General features: G+C 70.6%; 17 protein-coding genes and 2 pseudogenes. 12 read left to right on the top strand and 7 right to left on the bottom strand.

The window, feature by feature from the left end; genetic code table 11:
- The first annotated feature begins 112 nt into the window (after positions 1 to 112).
- The 6 genes from ACYUED_RS07750 to ACYUED_RS07725 all read left to right on the top strand — a co-directional run bounded on the left by ACYUED_RS07750 (position 113) and on the right by ACYUED_RS07725 (position 6541).
- Positions 113 to 436 (top strand): integration host factor, encoded by a 324-nt coding sequence (locus ACYUED_RS07750; protein WP_003977346.1) that lies wholly within the window; start codon positions 113 to 115, stop codon positions 434 to 436.
- 60 nt (positions 437 to 496) lie between these two features.
- Complete coding sequence (gene gmk / locus ACYUED_RS07745; RefSeq protein ID WP_266510627.1) at positions 497 to 1090, top strand: guanylate kinase; 594 nt, start codon at positions 497 to 499, stop codon at positions 1088 to 1090.
- A gap of 53 nt (positions 1091 to 1143) precedes the next feature.
- A complete protein-coding gene (rpoZ, locus tag ACYUED_RS07740; RefSeq protein WP_003977348.1) occupies positions 1144 to 1416 on the top strand; it encodes a DNA-directed RNA polymerase subunit omega in 273 nt (90 codons plus the stop codon).
- 121 nt (positions 1417 to 1537) lie between these two features.
- Positions 1538 to 2740, top strand: coding sequence for a bifunctional phosphopantothenoylcysteine decarboxylase/phosphopantothenate--cysteine ligase CoaBC (gene coaBC, locus ACYUED_RS07735; protein WP_491291543.1), 1203 nt, complete (start codon positions 1538 to 1540; stop codon positions 2738 to 2740).
- A gap of 262 nt (positions 2741 to 3002) precedes the next feature.
- On the top strand, positions 3003 to 4211 hold the full coding sequence (gene metK, locus ACYUED_RS07730) for a methionine adenosyltransferase (protein WP_491291542.1): 1209 nt from the start codon (positions 3003 to 3005) through the stop codon (positions 4209 to 4211).
- Positions 4212 to 4390: 179 nt separating this feature from the next.
- Positions 4391 to 6541 (top strand): primosomal protein N', encoded by a 2151-nt coding sequence (locus tag ACYUED_RS07725; protein ID WP_491291541.1) that lies wholly within the window; start codon positions 4391 to 4393, stop codon positions 6539 to 6541.
- Between the two features lie 257 nt (positions 6542 to 6798).
- Here the strand turns inward: ACYUED_RS07725 and ACYUED_RS07720 are convergent, their stop codons facing one another.
- Positions 6799 to 7341 (bottom strand): hypothetical protein, encoded by a 543-nt coding sequence (locus tag ACYUED_RS07720; protein ID WP_491291540.1) that lies wholly within the window; start codon positions 7339 to 7341, stop codon positions 6799 to 6801.
- Between the two features lie 291 nt (positions 7342 to 7632).
- Between ACYUED_RS07720 and fmt the strand changes: the two genes are divergently transcribed.
- The 4 genes from fmt to ACYUED_RS07700 all read left to right on the top strand — a co-directional run bounded on the left by fmt (position 7633) and on the right by ACYUED_RS07700 (position 12272).
- Positions 7633 to 8565: a methionyl-tRNA formyltransferase gene (gene fmt / locus ACYUED_RS07715; protein ID WP_491291539.1), complete on the top strand. Its 933-nt coding sequence runs from the start codon at positions 7633 to 7635 to the stop codon at positions 8563 to 8565.
- A 307-nt stretch (positions 8566 to 8872) separates the two neighbouring features.
- Positions 8873 to 10300 carry an RsmB/NOP family class I SAM-dependent RNA methyltransferase gene (locus ACYUED_RS07710; RefSeq protein WP_491291538.1) on the top strand — a complete coding sequence of 476 codons (1428 nt, stop codon included), beginning with the start codon at positions 8873 to 8875 and terminating at the stop codon, positions 10298 to 10300.
- A gap of 77 nt (positions 10301 to 10377) precedes the next feature.
- Positions 10378 to 10785 carry a universal stress protein gene (locus ACYUED_RS07705; RefSeq protein ID WP_491291537.1) on the top strand — a complete coding sequence of 136 codons (408 nt, stop codon included), beginning with the start codon at positions 10378 to 10380 and terminating at the stop codon, positions 10783 to 10785.
- A gap of 170 nt (positions 10786 to 10955) precedes the next feature.
- Positions 10956 to 12272 (top strand): PP2C family protein-serine/threonine phosphatase, encoded by a 1317-nt coding sequence (locus ACYUED_RS07700; RefSeq protein WP_491291536.1) that lies wholly within the window; start codon positions 10956 to 10958, stop codon positions 12270 to 12272.
- Positions 12273 to 12299: 27 nt separating this feature from the next.
- On the opposite strand, the pseudogene acnA reads toward ACYUED_RS07700, so the two are convergent.
- Together acnA and ACYUED_RS07690 are read right to left on the bottom strand one after the other, a co-directional pair.
- A pseudogene (acnA, locus tag ACYUED_RS07695) lies at positions 12300 to 12845 on the bottom strand (aconitate hydratase); the annotation flags it as partial.
- Positions 12846 to 13049: 204 nt separating this feature from the next.
- The gene (locus ACYUED_RS07690) at positions 13050 to 13412 is read right to left on the bottom strand and encodes a DUF488 domain-containing protein (RefSeq protein WP_491291535.1); all 363 of its coding nucleotides are present in this window, start codon (positions 13410 to 13412) and stop codon (positions 13050 to 13052) included.
- A gap of 186 nt (positions 13413 to 13598) precedes the next feature.
- Between ACYUED_RS07690 and ACYUED_RS07685 the strand changes: the two genes are divergently transcribed.
- Complete coding sequence (locus tag ACYUED_RS07685) at positions 13599 to 14390, top strand: uracil-DNA glycosylase (RefSeq protein WP_491291534.1); 792 nt, start codon at positions 13599 to 13601, stop codon at positions 14388 to 14390.
- Positions 14391 to 14406: 16 nt separating this feature from the next.
- Here the strand turns inward: ACYUED_RS07685 and ACYUED_RS07680 are convergent, their stop codons facing one another.
- Positions 14407 to 14844, bottom strand: coding sequence for a hypothetical protein (locus tag ACYUED_RS07680; RefSeq protein ID WP_491291533.1), 438 nt, complete (start codon positions 14842 to 14844; stop codon positions 14407 to 14409).
- A gap of 82 nt (positions 14845 to 14926) precedes the next feature.
- On the opposite strand from ACYUED_RS07680, the gene ACYUED_RS07675 reads away from it, so the two are divergent.
- Positions 14927 to 15631: a helix-turn-helix transcriptional regulator gene (locus ACYUED_RS07675; protein ID WP_491294180.1), complete on the top strand. Its 705-nt coding sequence runs from the start codon at positions 14927 to 14929 to the stop codon at positions 15629 to 15631.
- Positions 15632 to 15764: 133 nt separating this feature from the next.
- Here the strand turns inward: ACYUED_RS07675 and ACYUED_RS07670 are convergent.
- From ACYUED_RS07670 to ACYUED_RS07660, 3 genes and pseudogenes are all read right to left on the bottom strand, one after another.
- Positions 15765 to 16085 (bottom strand): annotated as a pseudogene (locus ACYUED_RS07670) (glyceraldehyde 3-phosphate dehydrogenase NAD-binding domain-containing protein); the annotation flags it as partial.
- Positions 16086 to 16122: 37 nt separating this feature from the next.
- A complete protein-coding gene (gene tal / locus ACYUED_RS07665; RefSeq protein WP_491294179.1) occupies positions 16123 to 17271 on the bottom strand; it encodes a transaldolase in 1149 nt (382 codons plus the stop codon).
- Between the two features lie 82 nt (positions 17272 to 17353).
- On the bottom strand, positions 17354 to 17836 hold the full coding sequence (locus ACYUED_RS07660) for a universal stress protein (protein WP_491291532.1): 483 nt from the start codon (positions 17834 to 17836) through the stop codon (positions 17354 to 17356).
- Positions 17837 to 17843 lie beyond the last annotated feature (7 nt).

The raw sequence follows: 17843 nt of genomic DNA, 5'->3' as shown, positions 1-17843 counted from the left end.
TCTCCGACGAGAGTCAACGGGCAAGCGTGTTGCTCGTGGCTCCCCAGGTGTGGGGCGACTAGGTTCCTCACCGGTCCGTATCCGACAGTTCGACATCCGAGGTGACGTAGGCGTGGCTCTTCCGCCCCTTACCCCTGAACAGCGCGCAGCCGCGCTCGAAAAGGCCGCCGCGGCTCGCCGGGAGCGGGCCGAGGTCAAGAATCGACTCAAGCACTCCGGCGCCTCCCTGCACGAGGTCATCAAGCAGGGCCAGGAAAACGACGTCATCGGCAAGATGAAGGTCTCCGCCCTGCTCGAGTCGCTGCCGGGCGTGGGCAAGGTCCGCGCCAAGCAGATCATGGAGCGACTGGGCATCTCCGAGAGCCGCCGTGTGCGTGGTCTCGGTTCCAACCAGATCGCTTCTCTGGAGCGTGAGTTCGGCAGCACCGGCTCCTGAGTCCGGCTCACTCCGGACCAGGAGTCCCGGGTACTCCGGGATTGCTGGAATAATCGCTGTATGGCTGCAACATTCCGGGGGACGACCCCCGAGCCCCCGGACGTACGTCCGCGGCTGACCGTGCTCTCCGGCCCCTCAGGGGTCGGCAAGAGCACGGTCGTCGCCCATATGCGCAGGCAACACCCCGAGGTCTGGCTCTCGGTGTCGGCGACGACCCGTGCGCCGCGCCCCGGCGAGAAGCACGGTGTCCACTACTTCTTCGTCACCGACGAGGAGATGGACAAGCTGATCGCCAACGGTGAGCTGCTGGAGTGGGCCGAGTTCGCCGGCAACCGCTACGGCACCCCGCGTGCCGCCGTGCTGGAGCACCTGGAGGACGGCGTGCCCGTTCTCCTGGAGATCGATCTCCAGGGCGCCCGGCAGGTCCGCGAGACCATGCCGGAGGGTCGGCTGGTGTTCCTGGCTCCGCCCTCCTGGGAGGAGCTGGTGCGCAGGCTCACCGGGCGGGGAACCGAGCCGCCCGAGGTGATCGAGCGCCGTCTCGACGCGGCGAAGATCGAGCTGGCGGCCGAGCCGGAGTTCGATATGACCTTGGTCAACACCTCCGTCGAGGACGTGGCTCGCGAGCTGCTAGCCTTGATGGATGTTGTGTGATCACAAGTGATGTGATCACGACCGATCTTTTCCCATCCATCGGAAGGTAGAGCGTGTCCTCTTCCATCTCCGCGCCCGAGGGCATCATCAACCCGCCGATCGACGAGCTCCTCGAGGCCACCGACTCGAAGTACAGCCTCGTGATCTACGCGGCCAAGCGTGCCCGCCAGATCAACGCGTACTACTCGCAGCTCGGCGAGGGCCTCCTCGAGTACGTCGGTCCGCTCGTCGACACCCACGTCCACGAGAAGCCGCTCTCGATCGCCCTGCGCGAGATCAACGCCGGACTGCTGACGTCCGAGGCCATCGAGGGCCCCGCTCAGTAGTATTTTCGGTTTGCAGTTGGCTTTTCCACAGGCCCGGCAGCGCGACTGTCGGGCCTGTGGTGTGTGATGGGTGCGTGCGCCGGGAGCCGTGGCGTACGGATGTCGAGTGCGGGGAGGCGCGGTGGACAGGCCGAAGGTCGTTCTGGGGGTCAGCGGCGGTATCGCCGCCTACAAGGCGTGTGAGCTGCTGCGCAGACTGACCGAGTCGGGCCATGACGTCCGCGTCGTTCCCACCGCCTCCGCGCTCCACTTCGTCGGCGCCGCCACCTGGTCCGCCCTCTCCGGCCATCCCGTCTCCACCGAGGTCTGGGACGACGTGCACGAGGTTCCGCACGTCCGCATCGGGCAGCACGCCGACCTGGTCGTCGTCGCCCCGGCGACCGCTGACATCCTCGCGAAGGCCGCCCACGGCCTGGCCGACGACCTCCTCACCAACACACTCCTGACGGCCCGCTGTCCGGTCGTCTTCGCGCCCGCCATGCACACGGAGATGTGGGAGCACCCGGCCACCCAGGAGAACGTGACGACTCTGCGGCGCCGCGGCGCCGTCGTCATCGAACCGGCCGTCGGCCGCCTGACCGGCGTCGACACCGGCAAGGGGCGGCTGCCCGACCCGGCGGAGATCTTCGAGGCGTGCCGCCGCGTCCTCGCCAGGGGAGTGCGGGAGCCAGACCTCGCCGGCCGGCACCTCGTCGTCAGCGCGGGCGGCACCCGCGAGCCCCTCGACCCGGTGCGCTTCCTCGGCAACCGCTCCTCGGGCAAGCAGGGCTACGCCCTCGCACGCACCGCCGCCGCGCGCGGCGCCCGCGTCACACTCATCGCCGCGAACACCATGCTGCCCGACCCGGCCGGTGTGGACGTCGTCCAGGTCGGCACGGCCGTGCAACTGCGCGAGGCGGTCCTGAAGGCGGCCCCTGAGGCCGACTCCGTCGTGATGGCGGCCGCGGTCGCGGACTTCCGCCCGGAGACGTACGCCGCCGGAAAGATCAAGAAGAAGGACGGACAGGACCCGGACCCCATCGTGCTGGTGCGGAATCCGGACATCCTCGCCGAGATCTCGGCGGAGCGCGCCCGCCCCGGGCAGGTGATCGTCGGCTTCGCCGCCGAGACCGACGACGTCCTGGCCAACGGCCGTACCAAGCTGGAGCGCAAGGGCTGCGACCTGCTGGTGGTGAACGAGGTGGGGGAGCGCAAGACCTTCGGCTCCGAGGAGAACGAGGCCGTCGTGCTGGGCGCCGACGGCACCGAAACCCCCGTACCGCACGGTCCGAAGGAACAGTTGGCCGAAACCGTCTGGGACCTGGTGGCGCAACGCCTCGGGTGAATGTTTCAGTCGCTTCTCGGTCTCCTCAAACCTCTGCCACAGGGGCGTGAAACCGCTGCGATCGGGGCGTGGCGGCTCTGGCCAAGGCCGCACGTAATTGGGCAGAATGCCCGTGCCGCAGGTCACAGCCCTCCCGAGAGGCGAGACAGGGAGGCCGATGGCCGAGTACGACCGATAAACTGTTCTCGGACGATGCCGGGCGCAGCCCCCGGGCCCGTCCACCAATGATCAGCCAGCAGCCGCTGCAACCCCAGGGAGCGTTGTGTCCCGTCGCCTGTTCACCTCGGAGTCCGTGACCGAGGGTCACCCCGACAAGATCGCTGACCAGATCAGCGACACCATTCTCGACGCGCTTTTGCGCGAGGACCCGACCTCCCGGGTCGCCGTCGAGACGCTGATCACCACCGGCCTGGTCCACGTTGCCGGTGAGGTCACCACCAAGACCTACGCGGACATCGCGACCCTGGTCCGCGGCAAGATCCTCGAGATCGGCTACGACTCCTCCAAGAAGGGCTTCGACGGCGCCTCCTGCGGCGTCTCGGTGTCCATCGGCGCGCAGTCCCCGGACATCGCGCAGGGCGTCGACACGGCGTACGAGAACCGTGTCGAGGGCGACGAGGACGAACTGGACCGCCAGGGCGCGGGCGACCAGGGTCTGATGTTCGGCTACGCGACGGACGAGACCCCGACCCTGATGCCGCTGCCGATCTTCCTGGCGCACCGCCTGTCGAAGCGCCTCTCCGAGGTCCGCAAGAACGGCACCATCCCCTACCTGCGCCCCGACGGCAAGACGCAGGTCACCATCGAGTACGACGGCGACAAGGCCGTCCGCCTCGACACGGTGGTCGTGTCCTCGCAGCACGCCTCCGACATCGACCTCGAGTCGCTGCTGGCGCCCGACATCCGCGAGTTCGTCGTCGAGGCGGAGCTGAAGGCGCTCCTGGACGACGGCATCAAGCTGGACACGGACAACTACCGCCTCCTGGTCAACCCCACCGGCCGCTTCGAGATCGGCGGCCCGATGGGCGACGCCGGCCTCACCGGCCGCAAGATCATCATCGACACGTACGGCGGCATGGCCCGCCACGGCGGCGGCGCCTTCTCCGGCAAGGACCCGTCCAAGGTCGACCGTTCCGCCGCGTACGCGATGCGCTGGGTGGCGAAGAACGTCGTCGCCGCCGGCCTCGCCTCCCGCTGCGAGGTCCAGGTCGCGTACGCCATCGGCAAGGCCGAGCCGGTCGGTCTCTTCGTGGAGACCTTCGGCACCGCCAAGGTCGACACCGAGCAGATCGAGAAGGCCATCGACGAGGTCTTCGACCTCCGCCCGGCCGCGATCATCCGCGACCTCGACCTGCTCCGCCCGATCTACGCCCAGACCGCGGCCTACGGACACTTCGGCCGCGAACTCCCGGAGTTCACCTGGGAGAAGACGGACCGCGTGGACGCACTGCGCAAGGCGGCGGGGCTCTAAGCTCCGCGACGTGACGCTTGGCGAGGCCCGGTCCCCTTGGGGGCCGGGCCTCGGTGTGTCCGCGACGCGTGTGATGCGCAGATCATGATGCGCGGATCATGATGCGTGGGTCGTGATGCGGAGTCGGCATGATCCTGGGCCGCCGTCGGTTGTCAGTGCCGTTTGGTAAGAATGCAGGTGTGAGCAGCGAGGACGGGGCGGTGGACGGCGGGGCCGAGGGGGCGCCGCCCGAGCAGCTTGCCTTGATCCGGGAGAGTGTGCGCAAGGCCGAGGTGCCCAGGGCCAAGCCGCGGACGTGGCGGGGGGCCGCGCTGGCCAAGGAGTTGCCCGTCGCGCGGGTCCTCGTCGACAAGGGCGTGCTGCATCTTGACCGGTACTTCGACTACGCCGTGCCCGAGGAGCTGGACGCGGACGCGCAGCCCGGGGTGCGCGTCCGGGTGCGCTTCGGGGCCGGGCGGCATCGGGTGCGGGACGGGCGGCGTGAGGGCGGGGGGTTGATCGACGGGTTTCTCGTCGAGCGGCTCGCGGAGTCCGACTACTCCGGGCCGCTGGCCGCGCTGGCCCAGGTCGTCTCTCCCGAGCGGGTGCTGAGCGAGGAGTTGCTGGGGCTGGCCCGTGCCGTTGCCGATCGGTACGCGGGAAGCCTCGCCGATGTGCTTCAGCTGGCCGTGCCGCCGCGCAGCGCGCGCGCCGAGCAGCGGCCCTCGCCCGAGCCACTGCCGCCACCGGGGACCCCGGAGACGGGGTCCTGGGTGCGGTATGAGCGGGGGGCCGCGTTTCTGGAGTCGCTGGCATCGGGGGGTGCGCCCCGCGCGGTCTGGAACGCGCTGCCCGGACCCGAGTGGAGCGACGAGCTGGCGCGTGCCGTGGCGGCGGCGCTGGCCTCCGGGCGGGGCGCGCTGGTCGTGCTGCCGGACGGGCGGGCGGTCGCGCGGGTCGACGCCGCGCTGACCGCGCTGCTGGGGGAGGGACGGCACGCGGTGCTCACCGCCGAGGCCGGACCCGAGAAGCGGTACCGGGAGTGGCTCGCGGTGCGGCGGGGAGCGGTGCGGGCCGTCGTCGGGACCCGCGCCGCCATGTTCGCACCGGTCCAGGATCTCGGTCTTGTCGCCATCTGGGACGACGGGGACGACAGCCACAGCGAGCAGCACGCGCCCCAGCCGCACGCACGGGAAGTCCTGCTGCTGCGGGCCGCCCTGGACAAGTGCGGGTTCCTGCTGGGCAGCTGGAGCTGCACCGTGGAGGCCGCGCAGTTGGTCGAGAGCGGCTGGGCCCTGCCGCTCGTCGCCGTACGCGAACAGGTGCGGGCGGCCGCTCCGCTCGTACGGACCGTGGGGGACCAGGATCTGGCGCGGGACGAGGCCGCCCGGGCGGCCCGGCTGCCCACCCTGGCCTGGCAGGCCGTCAGGGACGGGTTGCGGCACGGGCCGGTGCTCGTGCAGGTGCCACGGCGCGGGTACGTCCCCCGGATGGCGTGCGCCAACTGCCGGGCGCCCGCGCGCTGCCGGCACTGCTCCGGGCCGATGGAGGGACAGGAGGCGGGCGCGCTTCGGTGCGGATGGTGCGGACGGGACGAGAGCGGCTGGCACTGTCCGGAGTGCGGCGGGTTCAGGTTGCGGGCGCAGGTCGTGGGGGCGCGGCGGACGGCCGAGGAACTGGGACGGGCGTTTCCCGCCGTGCCGGTGCGGACCTCCGGACGTGAGCATGTGCTGGACACCGTGCCGGACGCGCCCGCGCTGATCGTGAGCACGCCGGGGGCCGAGCCCGTCGCCGAGGGCGGATACGCGGCGGCGCTGCTGCTGGACGGCTGGGCCATGCTCGGGCGGCCCGATCTGCGCGCCGGAGAGGACGCGTTGCGGCGATGGATGGCGGCTGCCTCGCTCGTCCGGCCGCAGGGCGCCGACGGCACCGTGGTCGTCGTCGCCGAGCCGACACTGCGGCCCGTGCAGGCGCTGGTGCGCTGGGATCCCGTCGGCCATGCCGTGCGGGAACTCACCGAGCGGGCCGAGCTCGGGTTTCCGCCGGTGTCGCGGATGGCGGCTTTGTCCGGGGAGGGGGAGGCGGTCGCCGAATTCCTGCGTACGGTCGAACTGCCGCGGGAGGCCGAGGTGCTGGGGCCCGTGCCGTTGCCGGTCACGGTGACCGGGCGGCCGCGGCGGGCGGGGGCGCCGCCTCCCGGGGAGCACTGGCAGCGGGCCCTCGTGCGGGTGCCGCCGGGCAGCGGGGCGGCGCTGGCGACGGCGCTGAAGGCTGCGCAGGCGGCGCGGATGGCCCGAGGGGCCGGGGAGGCCGTGGTTCGGGTGCGGATCGATCCGCCCGACATCGGGTGAGGTGGGTCGTTCGTTTCGTCCTCGGGCGAGGAGGGCGACTGGCGTCGGGCGAGGCGTGGTTGAGTCCTCGGGCGTGTCCCCGCGTGCCGCCCCCCCTTCGTCCACGCATGCCTCCGTATCTGCGTCCTGGCGTGCCTCCCCACGTGCGTCCAGACATGGCTTCCCACCTCTGCCGTCCCGACATGTCTCCTCACGGGCGTCACGACATGCGTCTGCCCTCCCGGATACGTGCCGGGAGGGCAGGGGAGGAAGGTGGCTCAGCCGTTGCGAGGGCCGGGGAATGCTGTCGGCCTGACCTCTTCGCGGAGGGCGGGGCTGCCGGCCGTCGGCTGGGTCGGCATGGAACGGGCGGCGGGAACCGTCGGCACCGTCGGCATACCGGTGTTCACGGCGACCGGCAGGGATCCCGCCGACTCGGCGGCCCGCTCGGTCTCGGCGGCCGCCTGAGCCGCGGCCCGACGGGCGCCGTAACGGCGGTGCACCGCCTGCTTGGTGACCCCGAGTGCGGAACCCACCGCGTCCCATGAGAAGCCCAGGGAGCGGTCGAAGTCGACCGCGGCTGTGACCAGGGTCTCGACACTGTCGCGCAGTTCCTGCGCGAGACGGACGGTCGGGGCGGGAGCGCGTCCGTAGACGACGAAGCCCGTGGAGGGGCCCGAGCGGCGGGGGCGGTAGACGTTGCCCAGCTGGGCGGTGAGCGTGCGCAGTGCGTCCACCTGCCGGCGGACCCGCTCGATGTCCCGCACCAGCAAGTGCAGGCTGGCCCGAGCCTGGGCGTCGTGGGTTGCGTGGTCGGCCATGAACAAGCCTCTCGAACCGGCGTTGAAAAGGATCCGGGCCGCGCGATCGCGGCCCGTTGTGGTCAATCTTTCTTGACCAACGTGTTTTTGCTTCGGGGGTCACGGTCTGGGGGCGCGGGGGCATATGCATACGCCCCCAGGTGCCGTTCCCCGCCGTGGACCTCGCCCGGATCCTTCCCGTCGGCACACGTGGCCGTGGGGCTTTCGCGGTGTGGTCCTGGAGCTTTCCGGTCGAGGTCATAGACTTGTATGTCGCCGCAACAGCCCCCGTCCGAGAGGCCCCGCCCACCCATGAAGCTCGTCTTCGCCGGTACCCCCGAGGTCGCCGTTCCCGCTCTGGACGCTCTCATCGCCTCCGGGCGGCACGAGGTGGCCGCCGTCGTCACGCGGCCCGACGCACCGGCCGGGCGGGGACGCAGGCTGGTCGCGTCGCCTGTGGCGCAGCGGGCCCAGGAGGCCGGGATCGAGGTGCTGAGGCCGATCAAGCCGCGGGATCCGGAATTCCTCGAGCGGTTGCGGGAGATCGGCCCCGACTGCTGTCCCGTCGTCGCCTACGGCGCCCTGCTGCCCCGCGTCGCCCTCGACGTTCCCGCCCAGGGCTGGGTCAACCTGCACTTCTCCCTGCTGCCGGCCTGGCGCGGCGCCGCGCCCGTTCAGCACGCCATCATGGCCGGGGACGAGATCACGGGGGCCTCCACCTTCCTCATCGAGGAGGGCCTCGACTCCGGGCCGGTCTACGGCACGGTGACCGAGGAGATCCGGCACACCGACACCAGCGGCGACCTGCTGACCCGGCTCGCCTTCGCCGGCGCCGGGCTGCTCTCCGCGACCATGGACGGCATAGAGGACGGCACGCTGAAGGCCGTACCGCAGCCGGCCGAGGGCATCACCACAGCTCCGAAGATCACCGTCGAGGACGCCCAGGTCGACTGGGCCACCCCGGCGCTGCGGGTCGACCGGGTCGTGCGCGGCTGCACCCCGGCGCCCGGCGCCTGGACCACCTTCCGGGAGGAGCGGCTCAAGCTGATCCAGGTCACGCCCGTGCCGGAGCGGACCGACCTCGTACCCGGGCAGCTCGCCGTCGGCAAGAACAGCGTGCACGTCGGCACCGGTTCGTACGCCGTCGAGCTGCTGTGGGTGCAGGCCCAGGGCAAGAAGCCGATGCGGGCGGCGGACTGGGCGCGGGGCGTGCGGATCGCCGACGGGGAGCCCCTCGGCGGGTAGCAGGGTGGTGGGTGGGAGGTAGCAGGGTGGTGGGTGGGAGGTAGCAGGGTGGTGGGTGGGAGGTAGCAGGGTGGTGGGTGGGAGGTAGCAGGGTGGTGGGTGGGAGGTAGCAGGGTGGTGGGTGGGAGGTAGCAGGGTGGTGGGTGGGAGGTAGCAGGGTGGTGGGTGGGAGGTAGCAGGGTGGTGGGTGGGAGGTAGCAGGGTGGTGGGTGGGAGGTAGCAGGGTGGTGGGTGGGAGGTAGCAGGGCGGTGGGTGGGACGTAGGCTGGGTGCGTAGTCCGACCAGACATACCGGAGCACCTTTTTCGTGAGCGACACCTCTCCTGCGCCCCGCAAGTCCCCCAAGCCCTATCGTCGGCCCAAGAAGGACCCTGTCCGCATGCTCGCCTTCGAGGCGCTGAGGGCCGTGGACGAGCGGGACGCGTACGCCAACCTCGTTCTGCCGCCGCTGCTGCGCAAGGCGCGGGAGAAGGAGGGACCGGACACGTTCGACGGGCGGGACGCGGCGCTCGCGACGGAGCTGGTGTACGGGACGCTGCGCTGGCAGGGGACCTACGACGCCGTCATCTCCGCCTGTGTGGACCGGCCGCTGCGCGAGGTCGACCCGCCTGTGCTGGACGTGCTGAGCCTCGGGGTGCACCAGCTGCTCGGGACGCGGATCCCGACCCATGCGGCCGTGTCGGCCTCGGTCGAGCTGGCCCGGGTCGTGCTCGGTGACGGGCGGGCCAAGTTCGTCAACGCCGTGCTGCGGAAGGTCGCGCAGGACGATCTCGACGGCTGGATCGAGAAGGTCGCGCCGCCCTACGAGGACGACCCCGAGGATCACCTCGCCGTCGTCCATTCGCATCCGCGCTGGGTCGTGTCCGCGCTGTGGGACTCCCTCGGCGGCGGCCGGGCCGGCATCGAGCGACTGCTGGAGGCGGACAACGAGCGGCCCGAGGTGACTCTGGTCGCGCGGCCCGGGCGGGCCACGACCGAGGAGTTGCTCCGGGAGGAGGCCGCGGTCGCGGGGCGCTGGTCGCCGTATGCCGTGCGGCTCACCGAAGGCGGTGAGCCCGGCGCGATCGAGGCCGTACGGGACGGCCGTGCGGGCGTGCAGGACGAGGGCAGTCAGCTCGTGGCGCTGGCGCTCGCCAACGCCCCCCTGGACGGGCCGGACGAGAAGTGGCTCGACGGGTGTGCCGGGCCCGGCGGGAAGGCGGCGCTGCTCGGGGCGCTGGCCGCCGAGCGGGGGGCGGCCCTGCTCGCCTCCGAGAAGCAGCCGCACCGGGCCGGCCTGGTCGCGAAGGCGCTGCGCGGCAACCCCGGGCCCTACCAGGTCATCACCGCCGACGGGACCCGTCCGCCGTGGCGGCCCGGGTCCTTCGACCGGGTGCTGATGGACGTGCCCTGCACGGGGCTCGGCGCGTTGCGGCGGCGGCCCGAGGCGCGCTGGCGACGCCGTCCCGAGGACCTGGACCAGTTCGGGCCGCTCCAGCGTGCCCTGTTGCGTTCCGCCCTGGACGCCGTACGGGTCGGCGGCGTCGTCGGCTACGCCACCTGCTCGCCGCACCTGGCCGAGACCCGGGCCGTCGTCGACGACCTGCTCAAGCAGCACCCGGGCGCCGAACTCGTCGACGCACGCCCGCTCCTGCCGGGCGTACCGGACCTCGGCGCCGGTCCGGACGTACAGCTGTGGCCGCACCTGCACGGGACCGACGCCATGTATCTGGCCCTCATTCGGAGGACTGCCTGACCGCTCCGCCTCTGTATGGTGCTGTTGTGGAAGGTGGGCAGGCCCCCCGAGCACCCGCTACTCCGGCGCATCCTGTAGTGGCGGGCTACGACGGATCCACGGCCGGCCGCCGCGCCCTGGCGTGGGCGACGGGACTGGCCCGCCGGACCGGGCGGCCGCTGCTGGTCGCATACATCACTCCCGCCCCCGTCTCGTCCGACCCGGGGGCCGTTGTCGTCCCCGAAGCCGAGCGGGAGGCCGATGTGCTCGCCTGGCTGCGCTCTGAACTCGCCGACACGCTGCCCGCGGCCACGTCGGCCGGTCCGGACGTCCACGTCGCCTCCTGTATCGGGGATGCGGCGCGTGAGCTGGCCCGGCTTGCGGACGAGCATCAGGCCGACGCGCTGGTGCTTGGCGCGCCGGAGCACCGGCTGCACCACCTGATCGGGTCGGTGTCGGCGTGGATGGCCCGCCACGCGCACTGCCCCGTCGTCATCGTGCCCTGACCGTGCCCTATAGGCGGTCGGCATGGCCGGGGGACACCAGACGCAGCGGCCTCGTGGGGTGGGCACATGTCCGGCGTGCCGGTGCGGCCTGCTTCCGGCCAGGTGGGCGCGTAGTGTGACAAGGCGGGGCGACGTGATGACGGCGCCTGATGGCGCCGGGAGGAAGCACGATGGCGCACAACCCGTGGCAGAGGCGGGGGCGGGGCCAGGCCCGGGACGGCGTGGCCGCTCAGCCGCCGCAGCGTGCTCTGGACCGGCACCGGCTGCGGCATTTGCTGGACGCGATCGGGGCGGTCAGTACCGACATGGACACCCGCACAGTGCTGCACCGCATCGTGGAAGCAGCAACCGACCTCGTGGCCGCGCGCTACGGGGCACTGGGCGTGCTCTCGGAGAGCGGCAAGGTCATCGACCTGATCACGGTGGGCATCGACGACCCGCACCTGTGCGCTGACATGGGCCTGCCGCAGGGGCATGGGCTGCTGCACACCATGGTGGACGAGCGGGAGCCGCTGCGGGTGGCGGATGTGGCCACGCACCCTCGTTCCGTCGGATTTCCGCCCGGGCATCCGCTCATGCAGACCCTGATAGGTGTTCCGCTCATGGTGCGCGGCACCGTATACGGCGACCTCTACCTCGCCGACAAGAAGGACGGCACACCCTTCGATGACGACGACGAGGGGCTGCTGACCGCGCTGGCCAGTGCGGCGGGCGTCAGCCTCGAAAACGCCCGCCTGTACGAGCACCTCAAACACGCCGCCGAGCACTTCCAGCTCCGAATGCTGCCCGTCCTTCCCGACCTTTCGCCGCTCAAGGTCACCGCCCGCTACGAACCGGCCTCGGTCCTGCCCAGGCTGGGCGGGGACTGGTACGACGCCATGGCCTTGCCCGACGGCGCCACCTGCGTGGTGGTGGGCGACGTGACCGGCCACAATGTCGAGGCAGCCCCGCTGATGGGCCAGATCCGCAACATGCTGCGGGCCCTCGCCCTCGACCGGGGCGAGCCGCCCGGCCAGGTCATGTCGAGACTGGACCACGCCCTGACGATGTTCGACGACCCGCCCACAGCAACCCTGGTACTCGGCCGCATCGAGCGCGGCCGTGGAGAGGCCGGGGGGTACACGTTCAGCTGGAGCAACGCCGGACATCTGCCGCCGCTGCTGGTCGGCGCGGACGGCAGCACGCGCTACCTCGCACCAGCCCGTCACGGAATCCCGGTGGGCATCGATGCGTCCGTCTCCCGGTACAGCCACGAACACCCCCTCCCGCCCGGCAGCACTTTGCTGCTGTTCACCGACGGGCTGGTCGAGCGCCGCGACCAGGACATCGACACCGGACTTGGCGACCTCGCCGAACAGGCCGCCCGCCTGACCACGGCCCCGCTGGAGGAGCTGTGTGACACCCTCATCAGCCGAAGCCGGCAGGTGTTCGACGACGATGTTGCCCTGCTCGCCCTGCGCACCCCCCTGGACAGCCCGGAATGGTGAGAGTGACACGCGCCCGGCCCCTTGCCGTCAGGCCGGCAGGAGGGTGCGCAGGGCGTAGGGCAGCATGCCGCCATGCCGGTAGTAGTCGCCCTCGGTGGCAGTGTCGATGCGTACGCGGGCGGTGAAGCGGATCGTGCCGCTGGGACTGTCGGCGGTGATGTCCACCTGGCGGGGCAGCTCGCTGGTGTCGGCCAGCCCGCGGACTGTGTAGGTTTCCTCGCCGGTCAGGCCCAGGGACTGCCTGCTCTGGCCGGTCAGGAACTGCAGGGGCAGGACGCCCAGCCCGATGAGGTGGGAGCGGTGGATGCGCTCGAAGGACTCGGCCAGTACGGCCTTCACCCCGAGCAGGGCGGTGCCCTTGGCCGCCCAGTCGCGGGACGAGCCGGACCCGTACTCCTTCCCGGCGATCACCAGCAGTGGGACACCTTCGTCGGCGTAGCGCATGGCGGCGTCGAAGATGGTGGTCTGCTCGCCGTCGGGCAAGTGGCGGGTGAGGCCGCCCTCGGTGCCGGGGGCGAGCAGGTTGCGCAGCCGGATGTTGGCGAACGTGCCGCGGATCATCACCTCGTGGTTTGCAGCTTCACCGAGGCGTCCCTGGCGGTTTGCGCGGCATCACCCGTGCGGTTCACGTTTTCCGTTTGGTCGCCGTTCGAGACGGCCGGTCACGGCGTTGTTCGATGGCCTCCAGCGAGACGATCTTGCGGAGTGCATACCCGCGTGCCTGCCACCGACGGTCAGAATTCCGCGGCTTGGCCGGCTTGGGCCCGGACCCACTGGTCACTGCTTCTCGGTCAGCCATTGGGCCAAGACGGCGGCCTGGCTGTGGTCCACGTCCTTCGTGGCGGTCAGCAAGGTGAGCCTGCCGTGCGCGGCGAGGTCCCGCAGATGCTCGGTGGCCTGCCGATGTCCGGCATCACGCAGTTCAGCCAGGTAGCGGCGGCGGAACTCGGTGAAACGGTCGGGCTCGTGGCCGTACCACTTGCGCAGATCGCTGGAGGGGGCCACATCGCGCAGCCACTCATCCAGGTGCGCGTCCTCCTTGCGCATGCCCCGCGGCCAGACCCGATCGACGAGGACCCGCTTGCCATCGGCACGAGAGGTCTCTTCGTAGACGCGCCGGTAGGTGATCTGTTTGGCCATGACGGCACCCTCCGAACCAGATCGGTCGCCCCGGCCCGGGAGCCGGTGGACGGCTCGTATCGCGCTGCATACGGGTGTGTCTGATGCACCCAGTCTATTGGTGATCGCCCGCGCGAGCCGGTCCGGCATCCGCCGACAGCGCCCGGTCTCCGCCCAGGTGTGACCATGGCGAGGAGGAGGCCGAGCATGCGCAGCAGCCGGACGACGCAGAACCCTGACTTCCCGTCGCGCACCGCTCCCCGAACGGGCTCGCTCCGCGACCTGGACACGGCAATCGCCACCTGCCGGGCCTGCCCGCGCCTGGTGGCCTGGCGCGAGGAGGCCGCCCGGGTCAAGCGCAGAGCTTTCCGGGACTGGGAGTACTGGGCGCGTCCGGTGCCTGGTTTCGGCCCGTCGGACGCACCCCTGGGGATCGTCGGACTGGCTCCGGCCGCGCACGGCGGCAACCGCACCGGGCGCATCTTCACCGGCGACCCGTCCGGCGATGCGCTGTACGCCGCCCTGTACGACCTCGGGCTGGCTTCCCAACCCGCCGCCACCCACCGGGACGACGGGCTGGAACTGTACGGGGTGCGGATCACGGTGCCGGTGCACTGCGCCCCGCCCGACAACCGGCCCACCACCGGTGAGCGGGACACCTGCAGGCCATGGCTCGCCCGCGAGTTGGAACTTCTGCGGCCCACCCTTCGGACCATCGTGGTACTCGGCGCGTTCGCCTGGCAGGCCCTGCGGCCAGTACTCGCGGAAGCGGGATGGCAGCTGCCCCGCCCGCGCCCGGTCTTCGGGCACGGCGCCGAGGTGCTGCTCTCCCATCCGGCCGGCGGACGGCCGCTGCACCTGGTCGGCGGCTACCACCCCAGCCAGCGCAACATGTCCACCCGCACCCTGACCCCCGCCATGCTCCGCGACGTGCTGCGCCGCGGCGCCGATCTCGCCGGGCTCCCGGCACGGCCGCACCACGGCAGACCTCGCCGCTAGGGATCCTGTACGGGCTTTAGCTCGCTCGCCGCTTGCCGTGGTAGTGCTGGGCGAGTCGGGCAAGGGCGACCGCGGCGAGCAGAAGCCCGAAGTCGCGCAGTGCGACGTCGTAGTAGTCCGGGATGGTCAGCAGGTTGACGATGATGCCGGCCAGCCATCCGGCCACCAGCCAGCCCCCGAACCGTGGTGCGACGGCCACGGCGATGCCGGCCACGATCTCGATGACACCGACGGCATACATGGCGCCTTGGGCACTGCCCGGAACGATGTCGTTGACCCAGGGAGCGAGGTAGTTGGGCCAGTCGACGAGCAGGTTGGCGAATTTGTCCAGCCCGAACAGGATCGGCGCCACAGTGAACGCGGCGCGCAGGATGACAAAAGCCTGGTAGCTGGGATCGGTGAGCACAGCCCGCCGACGGGCGGCGGACGTGGGGGTTGCGGTTACGGACGACATGTCGGCTCCTTCTATCGACAACTCTCACTATCTATAGAAGCGCAGAACCCTTCTTTAATCAATGGCTGTGGGTTTTACACTGGTGTTCGTGGACCACCCGAAGGAAGCACTTCATCCCGACGTCTCTGCCGTCGCTGCTCTGGACGAGCCGACCCGCAGGAGGCTCTACGAACACGTCGTGCGCCAGCCGAGCCCGGTCGGCCGTGACGAAGCAGCCGAAGCCCTTGGCCTGGCCCGGCAGACAGCGGCCTTCCACCTGGACCGCTTGGCTGAGGAATCACTGCTCGACGTCGTCTACGAACGACGCAGTGGACGCACGGGGCCGGGAGCGGGCAGGCCGGCCAAGCTCTACAAGCGGTCCAGCAAGCAGGTCACCATCAGCCTGCCGGAGCGGCACTACGAACTGGCCGGACGGCTCCTCGCGCAGGCCCTGGAGGAATCCGAGGCCACCGGCGAGCCGGTGCGCGGCGTGCTGCATCGCAAAGCCCACGAACTGGGCACGCAGTTGGCCGGCCAGAACCACACGGGCGTGTTCGACCTGCTGGAGCGATACGGATTCGAGCCCCGCCATGACGGTGATGCCGTCGTTCTGGGCAACTGCCCCTTCCACGCGCTCGCCCGCGAACACACCCAGACGGTGTGCGGCATGAATCTCCACCTGCTCCACGGCGTGCTCCAAGGGCTCGACGAAGGCGGCTTCCAAGCGCGCCTCGCGCCCAGCCAGGGACACTGCTGCGTCCGCCTCGAGCCGCCCTGCTCCTCGCCGACGACACCAACCCCTTCCTGACGCCGGCCGCCGCCTGCGATGCATTTCCCTCACGCGAGGAGTACGTCATGGACCTCGTCGCACCCATCACCCCTGACACACCCACCGGTTCCGCCTGCATCCCCGTATCGCAGACCTCAGCGTGCTGCCGTCGGTCAACGGGCTCGTAGTAGCGGCCAGAGACGCTGTCATGGGCCAGTAGGTAGGCGAGTTTGTCCACCTCGATGGGGTCGTTGACGGCGACGACCTTCACACCGTCCACCTCGTGCATGATCTTCAACGCCGCACGGCCGATGCGCCCGAGCCGTTGATGGCGAGTCTTGGCATGCGCGGCATCCCTTCGGTGTGCTCTGGCACCGCGGTGGGCCCCCGGCAGGTGGGCCTTCGCCAGGCGTGCGCCGTCTACCCGGACGGTGCAGCCGGTCGTGCTCGAATCGCGCGATGAGCCCCTTGCCGGGCAGAGTGGGGGGAGCACCCATCTGTCACCGTCATCACGAACGTGGCCAGTGCCATCACGCGTCCTCCCTGCTGTTGACGGTCGCTCGGCGGCCGGGTGCTGTCGGCGTCGTCAGGCCGGCAGCGAGTTTCCCGGCGAGTTCGTCCCAGCTGGCGTCGAACTTCTGCACGCCTTCGTCCTCCAGCATCTGGACGACGTCGGCGTAGCCGATGCCGAGTCCGGCGAGTTCGTCGAGGAGGTTGTGCGCCTCGTCGTAGGTGTCGCGGATGCTGCTGGTCGGGAGCCCGCCGTGGTCGGCGACAGCGTTGAGTGTCGCCTCCGGCATGGTGCTGACGACATTGGGGGCGACCAGGTCCATCACGTATCGGGTGTCGGCGTAGGCCGGGTCCTTCACGCCCGTGGAAGCCCACAGGAGGCGCTGCGGTCTGGCACCGGCCCTCTCCAGGCGCTTCCAGCGGTCCGTGGCGAGAGTGTGCTCGTAGTGCTCGTAGGCGATCCGGGCGTTGGCGACCGCGGCCCGCCCGCGCAGGGCGGCGGCCCGGTCGCCGCCCAGGCGGTCGAGCCGCCGGTCGATCTCGCTATCCACCCGGGAGACGAAGAACGACGCCACCGACGCGATCCCGGACAGGTCGTGCCCTCCTTCGCGGGCGCGTTCCATGCCGGTCAGGAATGCCTCTGTCACCGCGTCGTAGCGCTCCAGCGAGAACAACAGCGTGACGTTGATGCTGATGCCCTCGGCCAGACACGCGCTGATCGCTTCCAGGCCCTGCTTGGCTGCCGGGATCTTCACGAACAGATTCGGCCGGTCCACCAGCCACCACAGTGCCCGCGCTTCGGCGACCGTGCGGGCGGTGTCATGCGCGTTCCTGGGGTCGACCTCGATCGAGACCCGCCCGTCGACGGTGTCGCTCGCCTCGTAGGCCGGGCGCAGCACGTCGCAGGCCCAGCGCACGTCGAAGGTGGTCAATGCCCGCAGTGCCTCGCCTACCTCGACGGAGCGCAGCGCCAGGTCCTTGATCTGGGCGGAGTAGATATCGCTGCCCGTGATGGCCTTCGCGAAGATCGTCGGGTTCGTCGTCACCCCCACGACATGCCGGTCCCTGACCAGCCGCGCCAGGCTGCCGTCGGTCAGTCGTTGCCGGCTCAGGTCGTCGAGCCAGATGGACACTCCGCTCTGCGACAACCGGGTAAGCACATCCACGATGCTTCCTCCTCATCCGATTCCGGATCAGGCCACATGCCGGTGGGTCTGGAATCCGCGGCACGCGGCAGGGGGTTGTCGTGCGTCAGGTTGGTTCTGCTTGCGTCCTGGACGGCACGACGACGACCGGGAGGTGTGCGTGATGCACGACCTCGGTGCTGGTGGAACCCAGGGTGAGGCGTCCCCACGCTCCAGAGCCTCTGCTGCCCACGACCAGGAGGCCGGCGTCTGCGCTCGCCTCCAGCAGGACCTGCGCGGGACGACCCGGCTCCACCTTGATCTCCACCTCGACGGGAGGACCGCCCAACGCCTGCCTGGCCTCTTCCACCGTGTGGGCAATGGACTCGTAGGTGGCGTCACGTATCTGCGTGTCCAGATCGTAGGAATCCGGCACGGTCAGCCAGCCGGACATAGTTGCCCTGGTGACGGTGAAATCGTATGCACACACGGCACGCACGCTGGTACTGCGCAGCTGTGCCTCCTGCAGGGCGAAGCGCATGGCGAGTTCGGAAGCTCCTGAGCCATCGGTTCCCACCACGATGGGCGCATGGCCGGTGGACTGCGTCATGGAAAGC

The organism is Streptomyces sp. DF42, assembly GCF_058267695.1.
Note: the sequence above shows the minus strand (reverse complement) of the source record. Positions and strands in the feature narration are given on the sequence as shown.

Bases quoted from the DNA above. Each gene is read 5' to 3' on its own strand.
- gmk (WP_266510627.1), top strand. From the start codon at position 497: ATGGCTGCAACATTCCGGGGGACGACCCCCGAGCCCCCGGACGTACGT.
- ACYUED_RS07720 (WP_491291540.1), bottom strand. From the start codon at position 7,341: ATGGCCGACCACGCAACCCACGACGCCCAGGCTCGGGCCAGCCTGCAC.
- fmt (WP_491291539.1), top strand. From the start codon at position 7,633: ATGAAGCTCGTCTTCGCCGGTACCCCCGAGGTCGCCGTTCCCGCTCTG.
- ACYUED_RS07700 (WP_491291536.1), top strand. From the start codon at position 10,956: ATGGCGCACAACCCGTGGCAGAGGCGGGGGCGGGGCCAGGCCCGGGAC.
- ACYUED_RS07690 (WP_491291535.1), bottom strand. From the start codon at position 13,412: ATGGCCAAACAGATCACCTACCGGCGCGTCTACGAAGAGACCTCTCGT.
- ACYUED_RS07685 (WP_491291534.1), top strand. From the start codon at position 13,599: ATGCGCAGCAGCCGGACGACGCAGAACCCTGACTTCCCGTCGCGCACC.
- ACYUED_RS07680 (WP_491291533.1), bottom strand. From the start codon at position 14,844: ATGTCGTCCGTAACCGCAACCCCCACGTCCGCCGCCCGTCGGCGGGCT.
- ACYUED_RS07660 (WP_491291532.1), bottom strand. From the start codon at position 17,836: ATGACGCAGTCCACCGGCCATGCGCCCATCGTGGTGGGAACCGATGGC.